This is a genomic window from Saccharothrix xinjiangensis, from assembly GCF_039527585.1.
GTDB classification, from domain to species: Bacteria; Actinomycetota; Actinomycetes; order Mycobacteriales; family Pseudonocardiaceae; genus Actinosynnema; species Actinosynnema xinjiangensis.
Genome location: NZ_BAAAKE010000032.1, coordinates 46,907 through 61,328, shown reverse-complemented (window position 1 = coordinate 61,328; position 14,422 = coordinate 46,907). Strand labels below are relative to the sequence as shown.

Sequence of the window (14,422 nt, the reverse complement as noted above, 5' to 3'; positions counted from 1 at the left end):
GGCCACGACCGCTGAGCACCGGCCGGGCCGCGCGTCACGGCGCTACGGGTGCTGCCGGGGTCCGACCGCGTCGTCCTCCAGACCGCGGACCGCGACCACGGCGGTGAGCCCCGAGAAGGTCATGACCGGCGCCAGGAGGGGTGTGGCGAGGAGTTCGACGCGGTCGGCGTGGGCGAACAGGACGTTGATGCCGGCGCTGTCGAGGTAGTCGCACTCGGTGAGGTCGACCACGAGCCGTCCCGGGAGGTCGTCGAGGGCGGCGGAGAGCGCGGCGGAGAAGGCGTCGGTGTTGCTCATGTCGATCTCGCCCACGGCCTTGAGGACCGCGGCGCCGTCGGGGCCTCGGCCGGGCGTGAGGGTGAGCGGTGTGGTCATCGGGGAATCCTCAGGTGCATGTCGACGGTGGTGCCGACCGGGCCGGGGGTGATGGTGACCTGCTGCATCAGGGCGCGCATCAGGGCGACACCGCGCCCGCGGTGCGCGTTGAGCTCGGGCTGGGGCGTCTTCCAGCGGCCGGTGTCCGTCACCGACAGGTAGAGGTCGCCGACCAGTGCCCGAGCCCGCAGCCGGACCACGTCGGGGGTGGTGCCGCGGTACCCGTGCTCGATGGCGTTGGCGCAGGCTTCGCCGGCGGCGACCAGGATGCCCTGCATGGCCTGCGGGGGCAGTCCGCACTGCTCCAACCAGCCGCGCAGGGTCCTGCGGACCGGTGCGAGCTGGGCGGATTCGGCGGGGAAGGTCAGCTCCAGCGGTGCGGGGTGGCGGTAGAGCAGCAGGGCGACGTCGTCGTCGTAGCCGCCGGCCGGGGCCAACCGGTCCATCACCTGGGTGGCGAGGTCGTCGAGGGCGGCGTCGCGGCCGTCCTGGACGGCTTCGCCGGCCTGGCCGATGCCCTCGGTCAGCGGGCGGCGGCGGCGCTCGACGAGCCCGTCGGTGTACATCAGCAGCGTGGCGCGGGGAGGCAGGGCGCACTCCGCCTCGGGGCGCTGTGCGCCGGGCCGCACGGCGAGGGGGATCGAGCCGGCCTGGTCGAGCAGGAGGGTGCTGCCGTCCGGGTGCGCCAGGATGGCGGGCGGGTGCCCGGCGCTGGAGTAGGTCAGGTGACCGGTTTCCGGGTGCAGGACGCCGCAGAACACGGTGGTGCACAGCGCGCCGGGAAGGCTCGCGGCGAAGTGGTCCAGGGCCATGAGGGCGCGGGCCGGACTCGTCTGCTGGAGGAGCAGGGCGCGGCACGCGCTGCGCAGCTGGCCCATGACGGCGGCGGCCTTCAGGCCGCGGCCGACGCAGTCGCCGACGACGATGCCGATGCGGCCGTCGGGCAGGGTGACGGTGTCGTACCAGTCGCCGCCGATCTCCAAGGGCCGTGCCGCGGGTTCGTAGCGGACGGCGAAGCCGTCGGGCAGCCGGGAGGGACCGAGGACGGCGCGTTGCAGCGCCAGCGCGGTTTCACGTTGCTGGTCGATCTGGTGCGCGCGGGTCAGGCCCTGGGCGAGGTGCCCGGCCAGCAGGGACAGCAGGAGCTCGTCCTGGTCGGTGAAGGGGCGGCGCTCGTCGAGGTCCAGCCAGAGCGCCATGGGACCGTCGGGGTGTTCCAGGGTGACGCCGGTGCCCGTGGTGCGGTGGGCGGTCGGGCTCAGCGCGGGGCGTTCGCGCAGCGCGGTGAGGTCCGCGCGCTCCTGTTCGGACAGGTCGTGCCAGGACAGGGCGGGGTCGGTGGTGGTCAACGCCGGTTCGCCCGGGTCGGCGAGGACGGCGGCCATGACGCGTCGGGCGCGCCACAGGTCCTTGAGCTCTTCCAGGGCTCCGGACAGGGCCTCCGGCAGGCTGGACGCCGCGGACAGGCGCATGCTCAGCGCCGCCAGGGCGGTGTCGCGCTGGATGGCGTAGTGCTCCGCGGTGACGTCGCGGAAGGTGCCCACGACCACGGTGCGACCGGTGTCGGGGTCCTGCGCCGAGTTGAACATGACGTTGACCCACAGCAGGTGGCCGTCGCGGTGGGTGACGGGGATGGTGTAGCCGCCCTGAGCGCGGCTGAGCAGGCCGGAGAAGGCGTCAACGACCTGCCGGTGGCCCTCGGGATCGCGGTCGGCGTCGGGCCACCAGGGGTGGACGGGCCGGTAGGGCAGGCCCTCGGGGCCGTAGCCGAGGATGCCGGTGAACGCGGAGTTGATCTCCACGACGGCGCCGTCCTCGTCGCAGACGAAGAACGCCTCCTGGAGGGAGTCGATCAGCGCGGTGCGCCAGCGGGCGTGGTGGTTGCGCAGCCGGGACAGCTCCACGTTCGCCCGCACCCTGGCCAACAACTCGGCCGCCGCGAACGGCTTGACCAGGTAGTCGTCGGCGCCGGCCTGGAGGCCCTCGATGGACGCCTCCTGCCCGGCGCGGGCGGACAGCAGCAGCGCCGGGACCGCCGCGGTGCGCGGGTCGGTGCGCAGGGCGGCGACCAGTTCCAGGCCGTCCAGGCGGGGCATCATCACGTCGCTGACGATCAGGTCCGGTGTTCGGGCGCGGGCCGCTTCCAGGGCTTCCACGCCGTCGGTGACGGCGTGGACCTCGTAGCCGGCGCCCGTCAGCAGCCGGACCAGGTACTCGCGCATGTCGGCGTTGTCGTCGGCGACCAGCACCGTGGCGGGCGCCGCGGGACCGGTCGCGGTGTCCGGGTCCGAGGACTTGACGTCCGTGACCGCCGCGCCGCCCTGGTCGGCGGGCAGCCAGCGCAGGGCTTCCTGCACGTAGGGGTCGGCCGTGACCGACACCGCGGTGAGGCCCGCGGCGGGCGCGACGGCGTCGGCGGGCAGGTGGTCGGAGCCGAACGGCAGGCTGATGGTGAAGCGGGTGCCCTCGCCCTCGGTGCTGTCGGCGGTGATGGCGCCGCCGTGCAGGCCCACCAGTTCCCGCACCAGCGCGAGACCGATGCCGCTGCCCTCGTTGGAGCGGGAGCGGGCGTTGTCGATGCGGTGGAAGCGCTCGAACAGCCGCGGCATCTCCTCGGCCGGCACCCCGATGCCGGTGTCGGCGACGGTGACGACCGCCTCGTCGTCGCCGGCCAGCACGGAGACCCGGATCGAGCCCTCGAAGGTGAACTTCAGGGCGTTGCTGAGCAGGTTGAGCACGACCTTCTCCCACATGCCCCGGTCGAGGAACACCGGTTCGGGCAGCGGCGGGCAGTCGACCTCGTAGACCAGGCCCGCCTTGTCGATCGCCGAGCGGAACACGCTGGCCAGCTCGGCGGTGACGGCGGCCAGGTCGACGGGTTCGTAGGCGGCCCGCATCCGGCCGGCCTCGATGCGGGAGAAGTCCAGCAGGGTGTTGACCAGCTTGCCCAGCCGCAGCCCGTTGCGGTGCACGACCTCCAGTTCCCCGCTCGCCTGCGGGTCGGTCCGCGCCAGCCGGTCCCGCAGCTCCGCCACCGGTCCCATGATGAGGGTGAGCGGGGTGCGGAACTCGTGGCTGATGTTGGAGAAGAACGCGGTCTTGGCGCGGTCCAGCTCGGCCAGCTCCTCCGCCCGCCGCTGCTGGGCCTGGTAGCTGCGCGCGCTCGCGATGCCCGCCGCGACGTGCCCGGCGGCCAGGTCGACGAACCCGCGGTAGCCCTCGTCCAGCGGCCGGTAGCGGTTCAGCCCGACCACCACGAACCCGTAGGGCGCGCCGCCCTGCTGCTGCAACGGCACCACCAGCGCACGGGTGGGCGCGGCCGGCCAGTCCCCGGCCGGCAGCGCCGCGAACGCGGGTCCGTCCAGCTCGACCAGCACGGACTCACCGCAGGCCAAGGCCGCCACGGGCCACACCGCGCCGAAGTCGTCGGTGGACAGCGTCGCGGGGGCGGCCGGGGACGCCTCGTCGATCCCCGTCGCGCTCGCCAGCTCGGCGGAGCCGTCGTCGGCGAACAGGTAGGTCAGCGTGAAGGGCAGGTCGCGGCGGTTGCGGGCGAACTGGCGGCGGGCGAAGGCGAGCGTCTCCTGCTCGGTGCGCACCACGCTGGGGTCCGAGCCGAGGTCGCGCAGCGTCGCCATCCGGCGCTCGCCGATGACCCGCTCGGTGTCCTCGCTGACCACGCACAGCATCCCGACCACGGTGCCGGCGTCGTCGCGCAGCGGGCTGTAGGAGAACGTGTGGTAGCTCTCCTCCGGGTAGCCGGAGCGCTCCAGGAACAACAGCAGCGCCTCGTCCCAGGTCGCCCGCCCGGTGGCCAGCACCGTGTCGATGCGCGGGCCGATGTCGCCCCAGATCTCCGCCCACACCTCACCGGCCGGACGGCCCAGCGCCCACGGGTACTTGCGCCCCAGCGTGTCGCGCCGGTAGGCGTCGTTGCAGAAGAACGTCAGCTCCGGGCCCCACGCCATCCACATGGAGAACCGGGAGGACAGCAGGATGCTCACCGCCGTCCGCAGGCTCTGCGGCCAGCCCTCCGGCGGACCCAGCGGGGTCCTCCCCCAGTCCACCGCGGCGAGGTTCGGGCCGACCTCGGCGTCGACGGCGAACACGTCGGCCACCGCCGTCGGCTCGTGCCGGGCATCGTCGGAACGCGTCACCGCAAACCCCTTCGTCCACGCCGACCACACCGGAGCCGATGCCCTGGCCCCCGTGACCGCACAACTCCCACCGCCGCCCGGTGAGGTGGCCCGTAGGATAGGTCAGCCTTCCGGGGGCCGCGCACGTCAGTGCCGGACCTCGGGGTACGGACCACATGGCGAGACCGGGACAGCTGGGGGCGAGCGCCGCGCTGCTCGGTCACCGGGTCGAGCACGCCGCAGCCGGCGGGCGGCCGCGTGCTCGACCCGGTGGTGTCGTCGGCAGGACCCGCCGGTCCTGCCGACGACACCCGTCACCCGGTGACCCGGTAGGCCCGGATCACGGTCTGCCGGAACGAGTTGCCGTCGCGGTCGGCGCCCTCGACCCGCAGCGACGCGAAGCCCTCGGCTCCATTGCGGATCAGGGCGGCACGGCCGGCCACGGGGACCCGTGACCAGGTCGCGCCGTCGTCGAACGACACCTCCGCGGTCAACCGCCGCACCTCGGCGTCCCCGAGCCGCCGGACCTCCAGCGGGACCCGCAGCAGCCGGTGCGCCGGCGCGCCTCCCGACTCGTCCAGGTCCGGCCGGAACCGCACCACGGTCAGCGGCAGGGGCGTGGTGGCCTCGGCGGTGCCCGAGCGGAACGTCCAGGCGGCGGAGACCTCGGTGCTCAGCTCCGTCGCACCGGGCTCGGCGGTGACCTCGGCCGCCAACCGGAAGTCGGCCGGACCGGGCGGCACGGTGAACTGCCCGTTGCCCGGGTAGTCGCTCTCGCCGACCTGCACGCCGTTGCGGTGCAGGGTCAGGCGGGACGAGGCGAAGGAGTACACGCCCAGGTTGCCATCCCGGTCGCCCCACAGCGCCGTGGAGACGTCGACCCGGTCCCCGGTGCGGCTCGCCGGGGAGCCGACCGGGGAGAACGCGGGACCCAGCACCGGCCGGAAGTACCGGTGCCGGTAGTCGCGGCCGGCGTGGTAGGTGCGCCAGGGGTGGACCTGGTTGCCGACGTACCGGGTGCCGTTCACCTGGTCGACCATCCACCGCCACGCCACGTCCTGGGTGGTGACGTAGTCGATCGACTCGCCGTTCGGACCGAACTGCGTCCCGGAGCCGGCCCCGGAACCACCGCCGACCACCAGCGGGACGCCGATGTAGGGGTACCGGACGTCGGGACCGCCGGGCGCGGCGCGCTGCGTCACCTCGGCGAGCTGCCGCTTGCCCGGTGCCCTGGTGAAACCGGTCGGCACCTCGCCGCGCTCGACGTACACCAGCCGGTAGTTCACCGGGGTGTCGCGGACCGGGGCGCCCCTGGACTGCGCGCCGATGATGGTGGTCAGCTCGTCGCGGGGCGGGGTGGGGCCCAGTGGCGCCAGCGACACGGCGGCGCGGAAGCCACCCGGGAGCATGATGCCGAAGTCGGCCCAGCGGTCCCGGAGCCTGCGGTGCAGCACGATCTGGCCGAAGACCTCCTCGGCGCCTGGTTCCGGCGGCGTCACGGCGACCGGCTCGGCGCGCCGGGCGTCGACCTCGACGGTGGTGTCCCCGGTGACCCGCAGCAGCGGCTGCGGCAGGACGGCCAGCCTTTCCCCGTCCGTCACGACCACGTTCTCCAGGACGTAGTCACCCGGGGGCAGCCTGGTCTTCGCCACACCGCCGACGGGCGGCAGGAACGCGAAGAAGTCCTCGTCGATCCCGGAGAGCACGCTGGACGCCGCGTCGGTCGGCGCGCCGCGGTCGTCGGTGTACCGGGTCGTGACCTCGTAGCGCTCGGGCTCGTGCTCGATGGACAGCGGGGTGCGCAGGCCGTTCGACGCGACGACCGCGCCGGTGTAGGTGCCGTGGGTGGGAACGCCCCGGGTGTCGCCGGTGACGGTGGCCTGCGCGGTGCCGCCCGGCGGGACGGTGATCCGGGTGGGGTGCACCGAGAACAGCCCGGCCGGTGCGGTGCCGCCGTCTGGCCCGGTGGCCTCGACCGCCAGGTCGAGGGTGACCGGGTTCGGGCCGGTGTTGCGGTAGGTGTGGGTGCGCGCCACGGGGGTGTCGTCGTCGTGCGGCCAGAACTGGACGCCCAGCGCCAGGCTGACCGGGTCGGCGGTGACGTCGGTGGTGATCGCGCGGGCCGCGTCGACCCGGCCGGCGCCCTGCTCGAACGCGGTCGCCGCCGGGTTGTGCCGCGCGGAGGCCACGAGCGCGGCCTTGAGCTGCGCGCCCGTCCAGTCCGGGTGCTGCTCGGCGAGCAGCGCGGCGGCGCCGGCCGCGTGCGGCGTGGCCATCGACGTGCCGGAGAGGGCGACGTGCGCGTCGTCGACGGGGGTCCCGATCACGCCGTCGCGCGACCTGGCGGCGACGATCCCCACGCCGGGCGCGGTGAGGTCGGGTTTGACGCCGCGGTCACCGGGCCGCGGGCCGCGGCTGGAGAACTCGGCGATCGCGTCGGCCCGGTCGACCGCCCCGACGCTGAGCGCCGCGTCGGCGGTGCTCGGCGAGCTGACCGTGCCGGGTCCGCCGGAGTTGCCCGCCGCCACCACGAACAGCGCGCCGGTCTCGGCGGAGAGCCGGTCGACCGCCGCTTCGAGGGGGTCGACGTCGGGGGTGTCGGGGCCGCCGAGGCTCAGGTTGACGACGTCCGCGCCCTGGTCGACGGCCCACTGCGCGCCCCGCAGGACCGCGGACTCGGCGCAACCGCGCAGCGTGCACACCTTGCCGTCGAGGATCCGCGCGCCGGGCGCGACACCCCGGTACCGCGGGTGGGTGGACGCGATGGTCGCGGCGACGTGCGTGCCGTGGCCGACGGGATCGGCGGAACCGGCCTGCTCGGTGAAGTCCGCCCGGCCGGCGACCTGGCCCGCCAGGTCGGGGTGGGTGTCGTCGACGCCGGTGTCCAGCACCGCGACCACGACGCCCGCGCCGGTGTGGCCGGCCGCCCAGGCGGTGGGCGCGCCGATCCGGGCCGTGCTGTGGTCGAGGCCGGTGCGGCGCAGGCCGTCCAGCCACACCTTGGTGACGCCCGGGTCGTCCACCAGGGAGCGGAACGCGGTGGCGGCGCCGGACTTGGCCACCTGTGCGGTGAACGTCGCGGCGGGCAGGTCACCGGTGACCCAAAGAGCGGGTGCTGCCGGGCGGACGCCCGACACGATCAGCGGCACGGTGTCGCGGCGCGCGTCGTCGTAGCCCGCCTCGGCGAGCCCGGTGACGTCGAACAGGCGGAGGTCGAGCCGGCCCGCGGCGAGTGGCGCGGCGGCGTCGAGGGGGACCACGTGCAGTCGTCCGGCGCGGTGGAACGTTCGGAAGGGGGTGTTCTCCCGGCCGGGCGCCGGGGTGATCGAGACGACCTCTCGCCCGTCGAACCGGACGCGGTCGCCGGTGACGAGGGTGACGGAGGTGGAGGTGGCCGCGGTGGAGGTGGCCGCGGTGGAGGTGGCGGGCGGTTCGGGCGCGGCCCGGGCGGTGGTCGCCGTCGGGGCGGCCAATCCCCAGGCCAGCAAGACGAGCCACAATCGGTGTGTTCCGGGTCTTCGCACGGTTTCCTCCCGAGTGGCAGAGGTGGGCAGCGACGGGTGGCCGCCGTCCGGAGGACGTGGGGTGTGCCCGTGTCGGTGACGGTCGTGGCGAGGTGGGCGTCAGCCGGGCCCGTACCGCGCCCGGGTGGCCGCGGAGTACACGTCATCCACCCGGGTGATCGACTCCTGACCGGTCGAGCGCTGCGGACCGCCGGACCCGCCCGGCAGGAACTCGATCAGCGGCGCCTCGACGTCATCGAGCGGGCCGGTCAGCGAGCGCACCCCGGCGCCGCAGGTGAGGGTGATCCTGGCGCCCGCGGCAACAGGCGCGTGCGCGGTCCACGTCGCCACCGGGCGCCCCGCCGCCGTCGTGCGGCGGTCCGCCCCGTCGACCTTCCGGCCCGCGGGGTCGGAGGCGGCCGTGATCGCCACCGACCCGAACACCCTCCGGTCCAGCGTGACCCGGATGCCCGCGCCCGCCGGGATCGCACCCGGCCCGACCGAGTGAACGGTGATGATCGCGGGGTGCCACGCGTGGTACCGATCGCTCCACCGGGTCTGCTGCCAGCCGGCGCCCAGCTGGGCGCCCCACGGCAGTTCCGCCTTGGCCGCCGGCGCGCTGAGCGTCCTCACCACGGCTGCTCGACCGGGCTCGGACACCCGCACGACGGTCGGCAGCGGATCGGCGACCAGGTCGGCCGGGAAGCGGGCAGGCACGAGTCCGCCCGCGTGGACGCCGTAGCTGCCCGGACCGAGTTCGGGCAGGAGCAGGTCGAGCTGCCTGCCGTGAGCGGCGGTGGTGGCCGCCGGTCGGCTCTCGACCGGGATCAGGCGCCCGCCACCGGTCAGGAAGGCCCGGGGCGCGGCGGAGTACAAGCGCTCGTCGTAGGTGAAGGTGACAGCGGTTCCAGCCGGCGCCCCGGCGGGACCGACGGTCACCAGCGCGCCGAGTTGTGCCGGGACCTGTGAGCACGAGCCGTCGGGGGCGTGGACCAGCCGGGTGGCCCGCTGCCCCTCCAGGGCGGTCAGCCCCGGTCCGGACGGGGTGGCGGCGGCAGCCCGGGCGGGCTGGAGCACGGGTACCGCGAACACCGCGGTACCGGCGAGGGCGGCAGCCAGGACGGTGCGGCGCTGCGGGCCGTCGGTGGAGGTCATCGGCTGCCTTCTTCCGGAAGGGCGAGGGGCGTCATCGCGGCGACCCCTCGAAGATGGGCAACAGGTAGGAGGTCCAGACGGCGTACTGGACCAGCAGGGCGGCCACCCACACCACGACCGGGGTCAGCGCCCTGATCCACCACGGCAACCGGTTGACCAGCAACGCCATGGTGATCATCACCAGCCCGGTCAGCACCCCGGGCACCACGAAGGCGACGGTTTGCTCGTCCGACGGCCAGCAGGACGGGTACGCGCAGCGGTCGTCGGGACCGAAGTAGGGCACGCCCATGACCTGGCCGACCACGACGACCCAGCCGGCCACCGCCGCGCCGCCGATCCCCTGGAGGACGGCGGTCCCCGCCGACCCGCGACCGGACCGCACCCCGCCGACCGGCAGACCGGCGGTGGCGGCGATCGTCGAGGAGGTCAGGACCACGCACCAGAACCACTGCCAGTCGAGCCCGCCGGGGTAGGTGGTGTCCCCCGGGCGCGGGTCGACGTGGGGCAGCGCGGAGTGCAGGCCGAGTGACGCGAAGCCGAACACCGCCAGCCCCGCCACCGCGACGACCCCTACCGCCACCCCCGCCGCTGTGCGGATCTTGGTCATCACGTGATCGTCCCCGGTCGCACGGACAGCCACCACGTCACCCCTGGTCGGCCATCAGTCGTGCGAACACCTCGCCGCAGATGCGCGCTTCGGCCGCGTTGGGCAGTGCTTCCGCGTTGGCGGCCCGGAGCAGCAGGCCGTTGGTGATCGGGAAGTTGATCCCCCCGACGTCGATGCCGTCGGCCAGTTTGCCGAACGCGTCGACCACGTTGCCCTCCGACTGCCCGAACCGGTCGTCGTAGAACTTGGCCACCCGCTGCCTGTCGGTGAGCTTGAGCAGGCCGCGGAGCGCGCCGGACATCGACAGGCGGTTGTTCTCCTTCACCGAACGGGCGACGAGGTACGCGTCGCAGTCCGCCACCACGTCGCTCCAGTCGAAACCGCCGCCGCCACCCGCCACGCCGATCCGCTCCGTCAGGTACTGCCGCTGGTCGAGCCCGGGGTTCGCCTTCCGCGCCCGGGCGTACGAGCCCCAGACCTGGAGCAGGTCCAGCGGCCAGCCGCCGAGGTCGCCGAAGCCGTAGTCGTTCCCCGCCGACGGGATTCCCCAGGTCAGGTAGCCGCGCATCGTCGCCGCGTAGTGCGCGACGTCCCGGTTGGAGACGGGCTTGTCCGGGCTGAGCCGCCCGAGTTCCTCCTCGGCGGCCATCCTGGCGAGCACCGCGGTGCTGCCCTGGTCGGCGGTCGGCGTGTACGTCGGCCAGAGGGCGCCGTCGCCTTCCCCCCAGTACGCGGGTCGCTGCAACCAGTGCGCGACGTAGTCGGGGATCAACACGGCGAACGGCTTGAGGTTGTTGAACAGGGTGCTCGACTGGACCAGCCCTCGTTCGCAGGCCACCTCGGCGCGGACCAGCCACTCGAAGAACGCGTCGAAGCCGGTGGCGGTCGGCGAGTCGTCCCGCTCGACCGGCGGCGAGACCACCGAGCCGAGGTCGACCGGCCTCGCCTTGACCGACACGACGTCCTTGTCGATCCCGATGGTCCGGTCGCTGCCGGGGAACTGGGTCTGGATCTCGACGATCTGGTTGTAGTGCCACTGGGCCGGCATCGGGAAGCCCATGTTGCCGGAGAAGCCGGTGGACATGCCCGCGACGAAGGCGGCCTCGGCGAGCTCCTCCTCGTCGATGATGATCGAGCAGACGTTCCGGGTGCCGTAGATGCCGACCTTCAGGTCGGCGGTCAGCGAGGTCTCGAACGCGTCGGCGACGCCCTTGAAGTAGTCGGCGACCGGACCGCGGATGGCCTCGCCGAGCGCGTCGAAGTCGACCGCGAAGAAGACCAGGCTGTCGGTCGGCAGGCCGAGGGTCAGGCACCGCTCGATCGCCTCGATGCCGTGGGTGCGGCCGTTCGCCCGGGTCATCACGTCGGGTGAGTCGTTGAAGCGCTGGTGGATCGGCAGCAGCCTGAGGCCCGCCGCGCGCAGTCCGTCCAGCTCGCCGGCGGTGATGAACTTGTTCGCGCCGACGGTGTAGCGCCCCACCGTCGTGTAGCCGGCCTGCACGGCTCCACGCGCCTCGGCGGCGGTGAGCTGCTTGTTGGTGTCGAAACCCCTGGTCGGGATGCCGGTGTCACCCGACGAGACCAGCAGCGCGCACCAGGTGCTGTAGTTCCCGCCGCCGGTGACCGGGAGCTCCATGAACGACTGGAAGAGGCGGGTGTGGTCGGCCGTCGCACCGTCGAAGGTGCCGTTGAACGGGGCGTCGTAGCGGTTGAAGCGCAGTACGGCCTGGTAGAGCCGGACGAACCGCTTCGCGCCGTCCACGGAGCCCTGCGCGACGCCGGCGTGGTTGCGGATGCCGTCGCGGGTGCCGGGACCGAAGTTGCCGTTCGCGACGCCGTCGGCCATGCCGATCTCGTACTGGAGGCCGTACAGCACGGCGGTCTGCACCTGGCGGCCGTAGATGCCGTCGCACGGCACGATCGCGAAGTCGGCGCGGTTGAGGTACGTCGCGTTCAGCCAGCGCTGGACGTCGCGGATCGCGCTGGTGCCCGAGCCGAGCTGGACGTAGGCGTCCATCGTCAGCAGCGAGGCCATCAGCTTCACGTCGACGTGCGGGTTGGCCGAGCCGAGCCCGAGGTCGTCGCGGACCCAGCCGACCGACGTGCTGAGGGTCGTCCAGTTGATCGGGGCGCCGTCGTAGAAGCCGGGGTAGCCCTTGCACCACAGGGCCGCGCCGAGCAGCCGCAGCAGGCTCTCCCTGGTGGTGCCGCCGTTGATCTGGCCGACCTGCGCCTTGTACGCCGCCGTGGTGGTCGGGCCGAAGCCCGACGTCACCGGCGAGATGCCGAGTTCGTGCTGCAACCCGCGGCGCAGGCCGTACATCACGGGCCAGCCGGTCTGCCCGTTCTCGTCGAGGGGAACCCAGCCGTTGACGCCGCCGTAGGTCTGGTTGAGCCAGTGCTGCGCAGCTAGTACCTGGGGATCCACTGATGCACCTTCCGGCCAAGGGACAACCGGAGAGTAGCCGTTCGAACACGCCGGGTGCGACCGGATTTCCCGGGCCGGAGGTCGTCGGAGCGCCGCCCGGGGCGGATCGTCGACCTGTTCCCGGACTTCCGAGGCTCCGGCCCGGCCGGGGTCGCGGTGCGCGGGTGCCCCGACGCCCTCGGCGTCGGCCCCGGCCTCATCCCCTCAGGCCGGCAGCGACCAATCGGGCTCGCCGGGGGCTTCCTCCTGCTCGGCGGCGGGCTTCGCCTCGTCCCTGCGGCTGATACCGGCGCTCGCACCGGTGCCGTCGTCCGCGGGCTCGCCACCCTCCGACCCTCGGGCCCTCTCGTCCCCGCTCCGCTCGGTCATGTCGGCGACCTCGATTCCTCTCCCGAGGGCCTCCGGCCCTTCCCCGACTCGCGCCGATCCACCTCCGCGGCCGCAGTCCTCGGCATACCCCCCGGCACGGGTTCTCACCCCCATGATCCGCGTCGCGCCGCACGGTGCGAGGCGTCTTGGCGGCTTGGGCGCGGTCCAGTGATCGCCGGGCGGTTCAGGCGTACAGCGGCGCGAGGTCGAAGTAGACGCGGTAGTCCCGGAACAGGCCATCCGCGTCGCGCGTCCAGATCACCGCGGCGGGCACGACGACCTCGCCGCCGTCGAGCCGTCGGTAGGTGACCACGAGGTCGATGACCGTGTCGTCGCCGACCTGCCACTCGCGCTCGACCCGATGGGCCAGGCCGGCGATCGTGCCGAAGAACGCCCGGACACCCACCTCGACCTCGTCCGGCCCGGTCATCGGCGCCCCGTTGCCGAAGACGATGCGGCCGTCCGGTGCGAACAGCGCGGCGAACCCGGCGGCGTCGCGCGCGTCGACGATCTCGAACACCCGCTGGACGAAGTCCCGGCTCATCGGCGAAGTCCCCTCGGCGCAGGCGCACCTGTCGGGTGCGGCGGTCGGCCCGGTCAGCCTAGGGCGCATCGGCGCGGGTCAGCCATCCCTTGATCGCGACGACCCGAGGCCCTGCTCATCGACGACATCCCCGGAACACGTCACCGCCGCCTGCTCATAGCCCTCGACCAGCCCGGACTCGAGCGCCGCGACCACGCTCGACGCCGGCACCTCCCGCTCCGCGGGCGACAGCCGATGCGCACCCCCGACCCTGCATGCCGGCCCACGGACAATCGACCTGTCGACCCCCTGGCCAGGTGACATTCCATGACCGAGTTGCGAGTGCTGTGCGCACCCGGGACCAATGAGATCAAAGTGAGCGGTGACCGCGACGCGCCGGCCGAACTCGGCCACGCCATCGACGCGGGAACCGGGTGGTTCGCGCTCGACCGGTCGGGCGACCCCGCGCCCTACGACCTCGCACGGGGAGCCGTCGACATCGTCACCGCGCCCAGCGGCAAGGTGGTGGTCACCTCCGACGTCGACCGATCCACGTTGACGATCAGCGGAGAGCGGTCGGCGTTCAGCGTGCTCGCGCGCAATGTCCTCGGCTTGGCCGAGGACGGGACGGTCGGCGAGCACGCGCACATCGACTACTTCCCCGATCACTTCTACCTCTCGCCGGACTCCGCTCCGGTGGTGGTGTTGGAACCCACGACAGCCGAGCAGGGCTGATGGTGGGTCGACGGTGTTCGCTTGCCCCTGTGGAGGCTTAGCGGACGTCCGGGGCCGGAAGGCGTGTGCGCTGGACTGGCCCGGCGACGGGGCATGAGGCCCGGGACGCGGGCTCGCCGATGTGGTCTGCATCGCTGCCGCTCGACTGGTTTCGGCACCTCGGCGGCAGGGAACTCGCGAGTATGAGCACCGACGACAAGTTCGACGCCAAGGCCGACGAACTCAAGGGCAAGGTCAAGGAGACGGTCGGCGACGCCACCGACGACCGCGACCTGGAAGCCGAAGGCAAGGGTGACCAGGCCAAGGGCAACCTCAAGCAGGCAGCCGAAAAGGTCAAGGACGCGTTCAAGAGCTGACCTCCACGCGGGTAAAGGCCGGGCGAGTGGATCGCCCGGCCCTACCGCTGTCCGCAGTGCGGACACGCGCATCGCCGATACCGCGACGAAAACCTCCCCCGCACCGCCTGACCGAGACGACCCCCGACTCGCCTTCATAGAGATCATCGGGGCTGTGCGCGGCATCCGCCGAGGCGGCCGGTGAGCGAACTGCCGATGGGTCGACCTTCTCAAGTCCCGTGTCCTCTTGGAGGGC

General features: G+C 73.2%; 10 protein-coding genes. 2 read left to right on the top strand and 8 right to left on the bottom strand.

Features of this window, described 5'->3' with window-relative positions; translation table 11 throughout:
• Positions 1 to 42 precede the first annotated feature (42 nt).
• The 8 genes from ABD223_RS37955 to ABD223_RS37920 form a co-directional block, all read right to left on the bottom strand.
• Positions 43 to 375, bottom strand: a complete 333-nt coding sequence (locus ABD223_RS37955) for an STAS domain-containing protein (RefSeq protein WP_344042124.1) — start codon at positions 373 to 375, stop codon at positions 43 to 45.
• Positions 372 to 4,532 (bottom strand): SpoIIE family protein phosphatase, encoded by a 4,161-nt coding sequence (locus tag ABD223_RS37950; RefSeq protein WP_344042121.1) that lies wholly within the window; start codon positions 4,530 to 4,532, stop codon positions 372 to 374. Before ABD223_RS37950 ends, ABD223_RS37955 begins: the two co-directional genes overlap by 4 nt.
• Positions 4,533 to 4,825: 293 nt before the next feature.
• Entirely contained in the window at positions 4,826 to 7,999 is a 3,174-nt protein-coding gene (locus tag ABD223_RS37945; RefSeq protein ID WP_344042119.1) for a S8 family serine peptidase, read from the bottom strand.
• A gap of 135 nt (positions 8,000 to 8,134) precedes the next feature.
• A complete protein-coding gene (locus ABD223_RS37940) occupies positions 8,135 to 9,169 on the bottom strand; it encodes a hypothetical protein (RefSeq protein ID WP_344042117.1) in 1,035 nt (344 codons plus the stop codon).
• A gap of 31 nt (positions 9,170 to 9,200) precedes the next feature.
• Complete coding sequence (locus tag ABD223_RS37935; RefSeq protein WP_344042115.1) at positions 9,201 to 9,776, bottom strand: hypothetical protein; 576 nt, start codon at positions 9,774 to 9,776, stop codon at positions 9,201 to 9,203.
• A gap of 37 nt (positions 9,777 to 9,813) precedes the next feature.
• Positions 9,814 to 12,204, bottom strand: coding sequence for a glycoside hydrolase domain-containing protein (locus ABD223_RS37930; RefSeq protein WP_344042113.1), 2,391 nt, complete (start codon positions 12,202 to 12,204; stop codon positions 9,814 to 9,816).
• Between the two features lie 204 nt (positions 12,205 to 12,408).
• Positions 12,409 to 12,573, bottom strand: a complete 165-nt coding sequence (locus ABD223_RS37925) for a hypothetical protein (protein WP_344042111.1) — start codon at positions 12,571 to 12,573, stop codon at positions 12,409 to 12,411.
• 184 nt (positions 12,574 to 12,757) lie between these two features.
• Positions 12,758 to 13,117: a nuclear transport factor 2 family protein gene (locus ABD223_RS37920; RefSeq protein WP_344042109.1), complete on the bottom strand. Its 360-nt coding sequence runs from the start codon at positions 13,115 to 13,117 to the stop codon at positions 12,758 to 12,760.
• Between the two features lie 306 nt (positions 13,118 to 13,423).
• Here ABD223_RS37920 and ABD223_RS37915 point away from each other — a divergent pair, with 306 nt between their 5' ends.
• Complete coding sequence (locus ABD223_RS37915) at positions 13,424 to 13,831, top strand: Imm32 family immunity protein (protein WP_344042107.1); 408 nt, start codon at positions 13,424 to 13,426, stop codon at positions 13,829 to 13,831.
• A 182-nt stretch (positions 13,832 to 14,013) separates the two neighbouring features.
• On the top strand, positions 14,014 to 14,187 hold the full coding sequence (locus ABD223_RS37910) for a CsbD family protein (protein ID WP_344042104.1): 174 nt from the start codon (positions 14,014 to 14,016) through the stop codon (positions 14,185 to 14,187).
• The last annotated feature ends 235 nt before the right edge of the window (positions 14,188 to 14,422 follow it).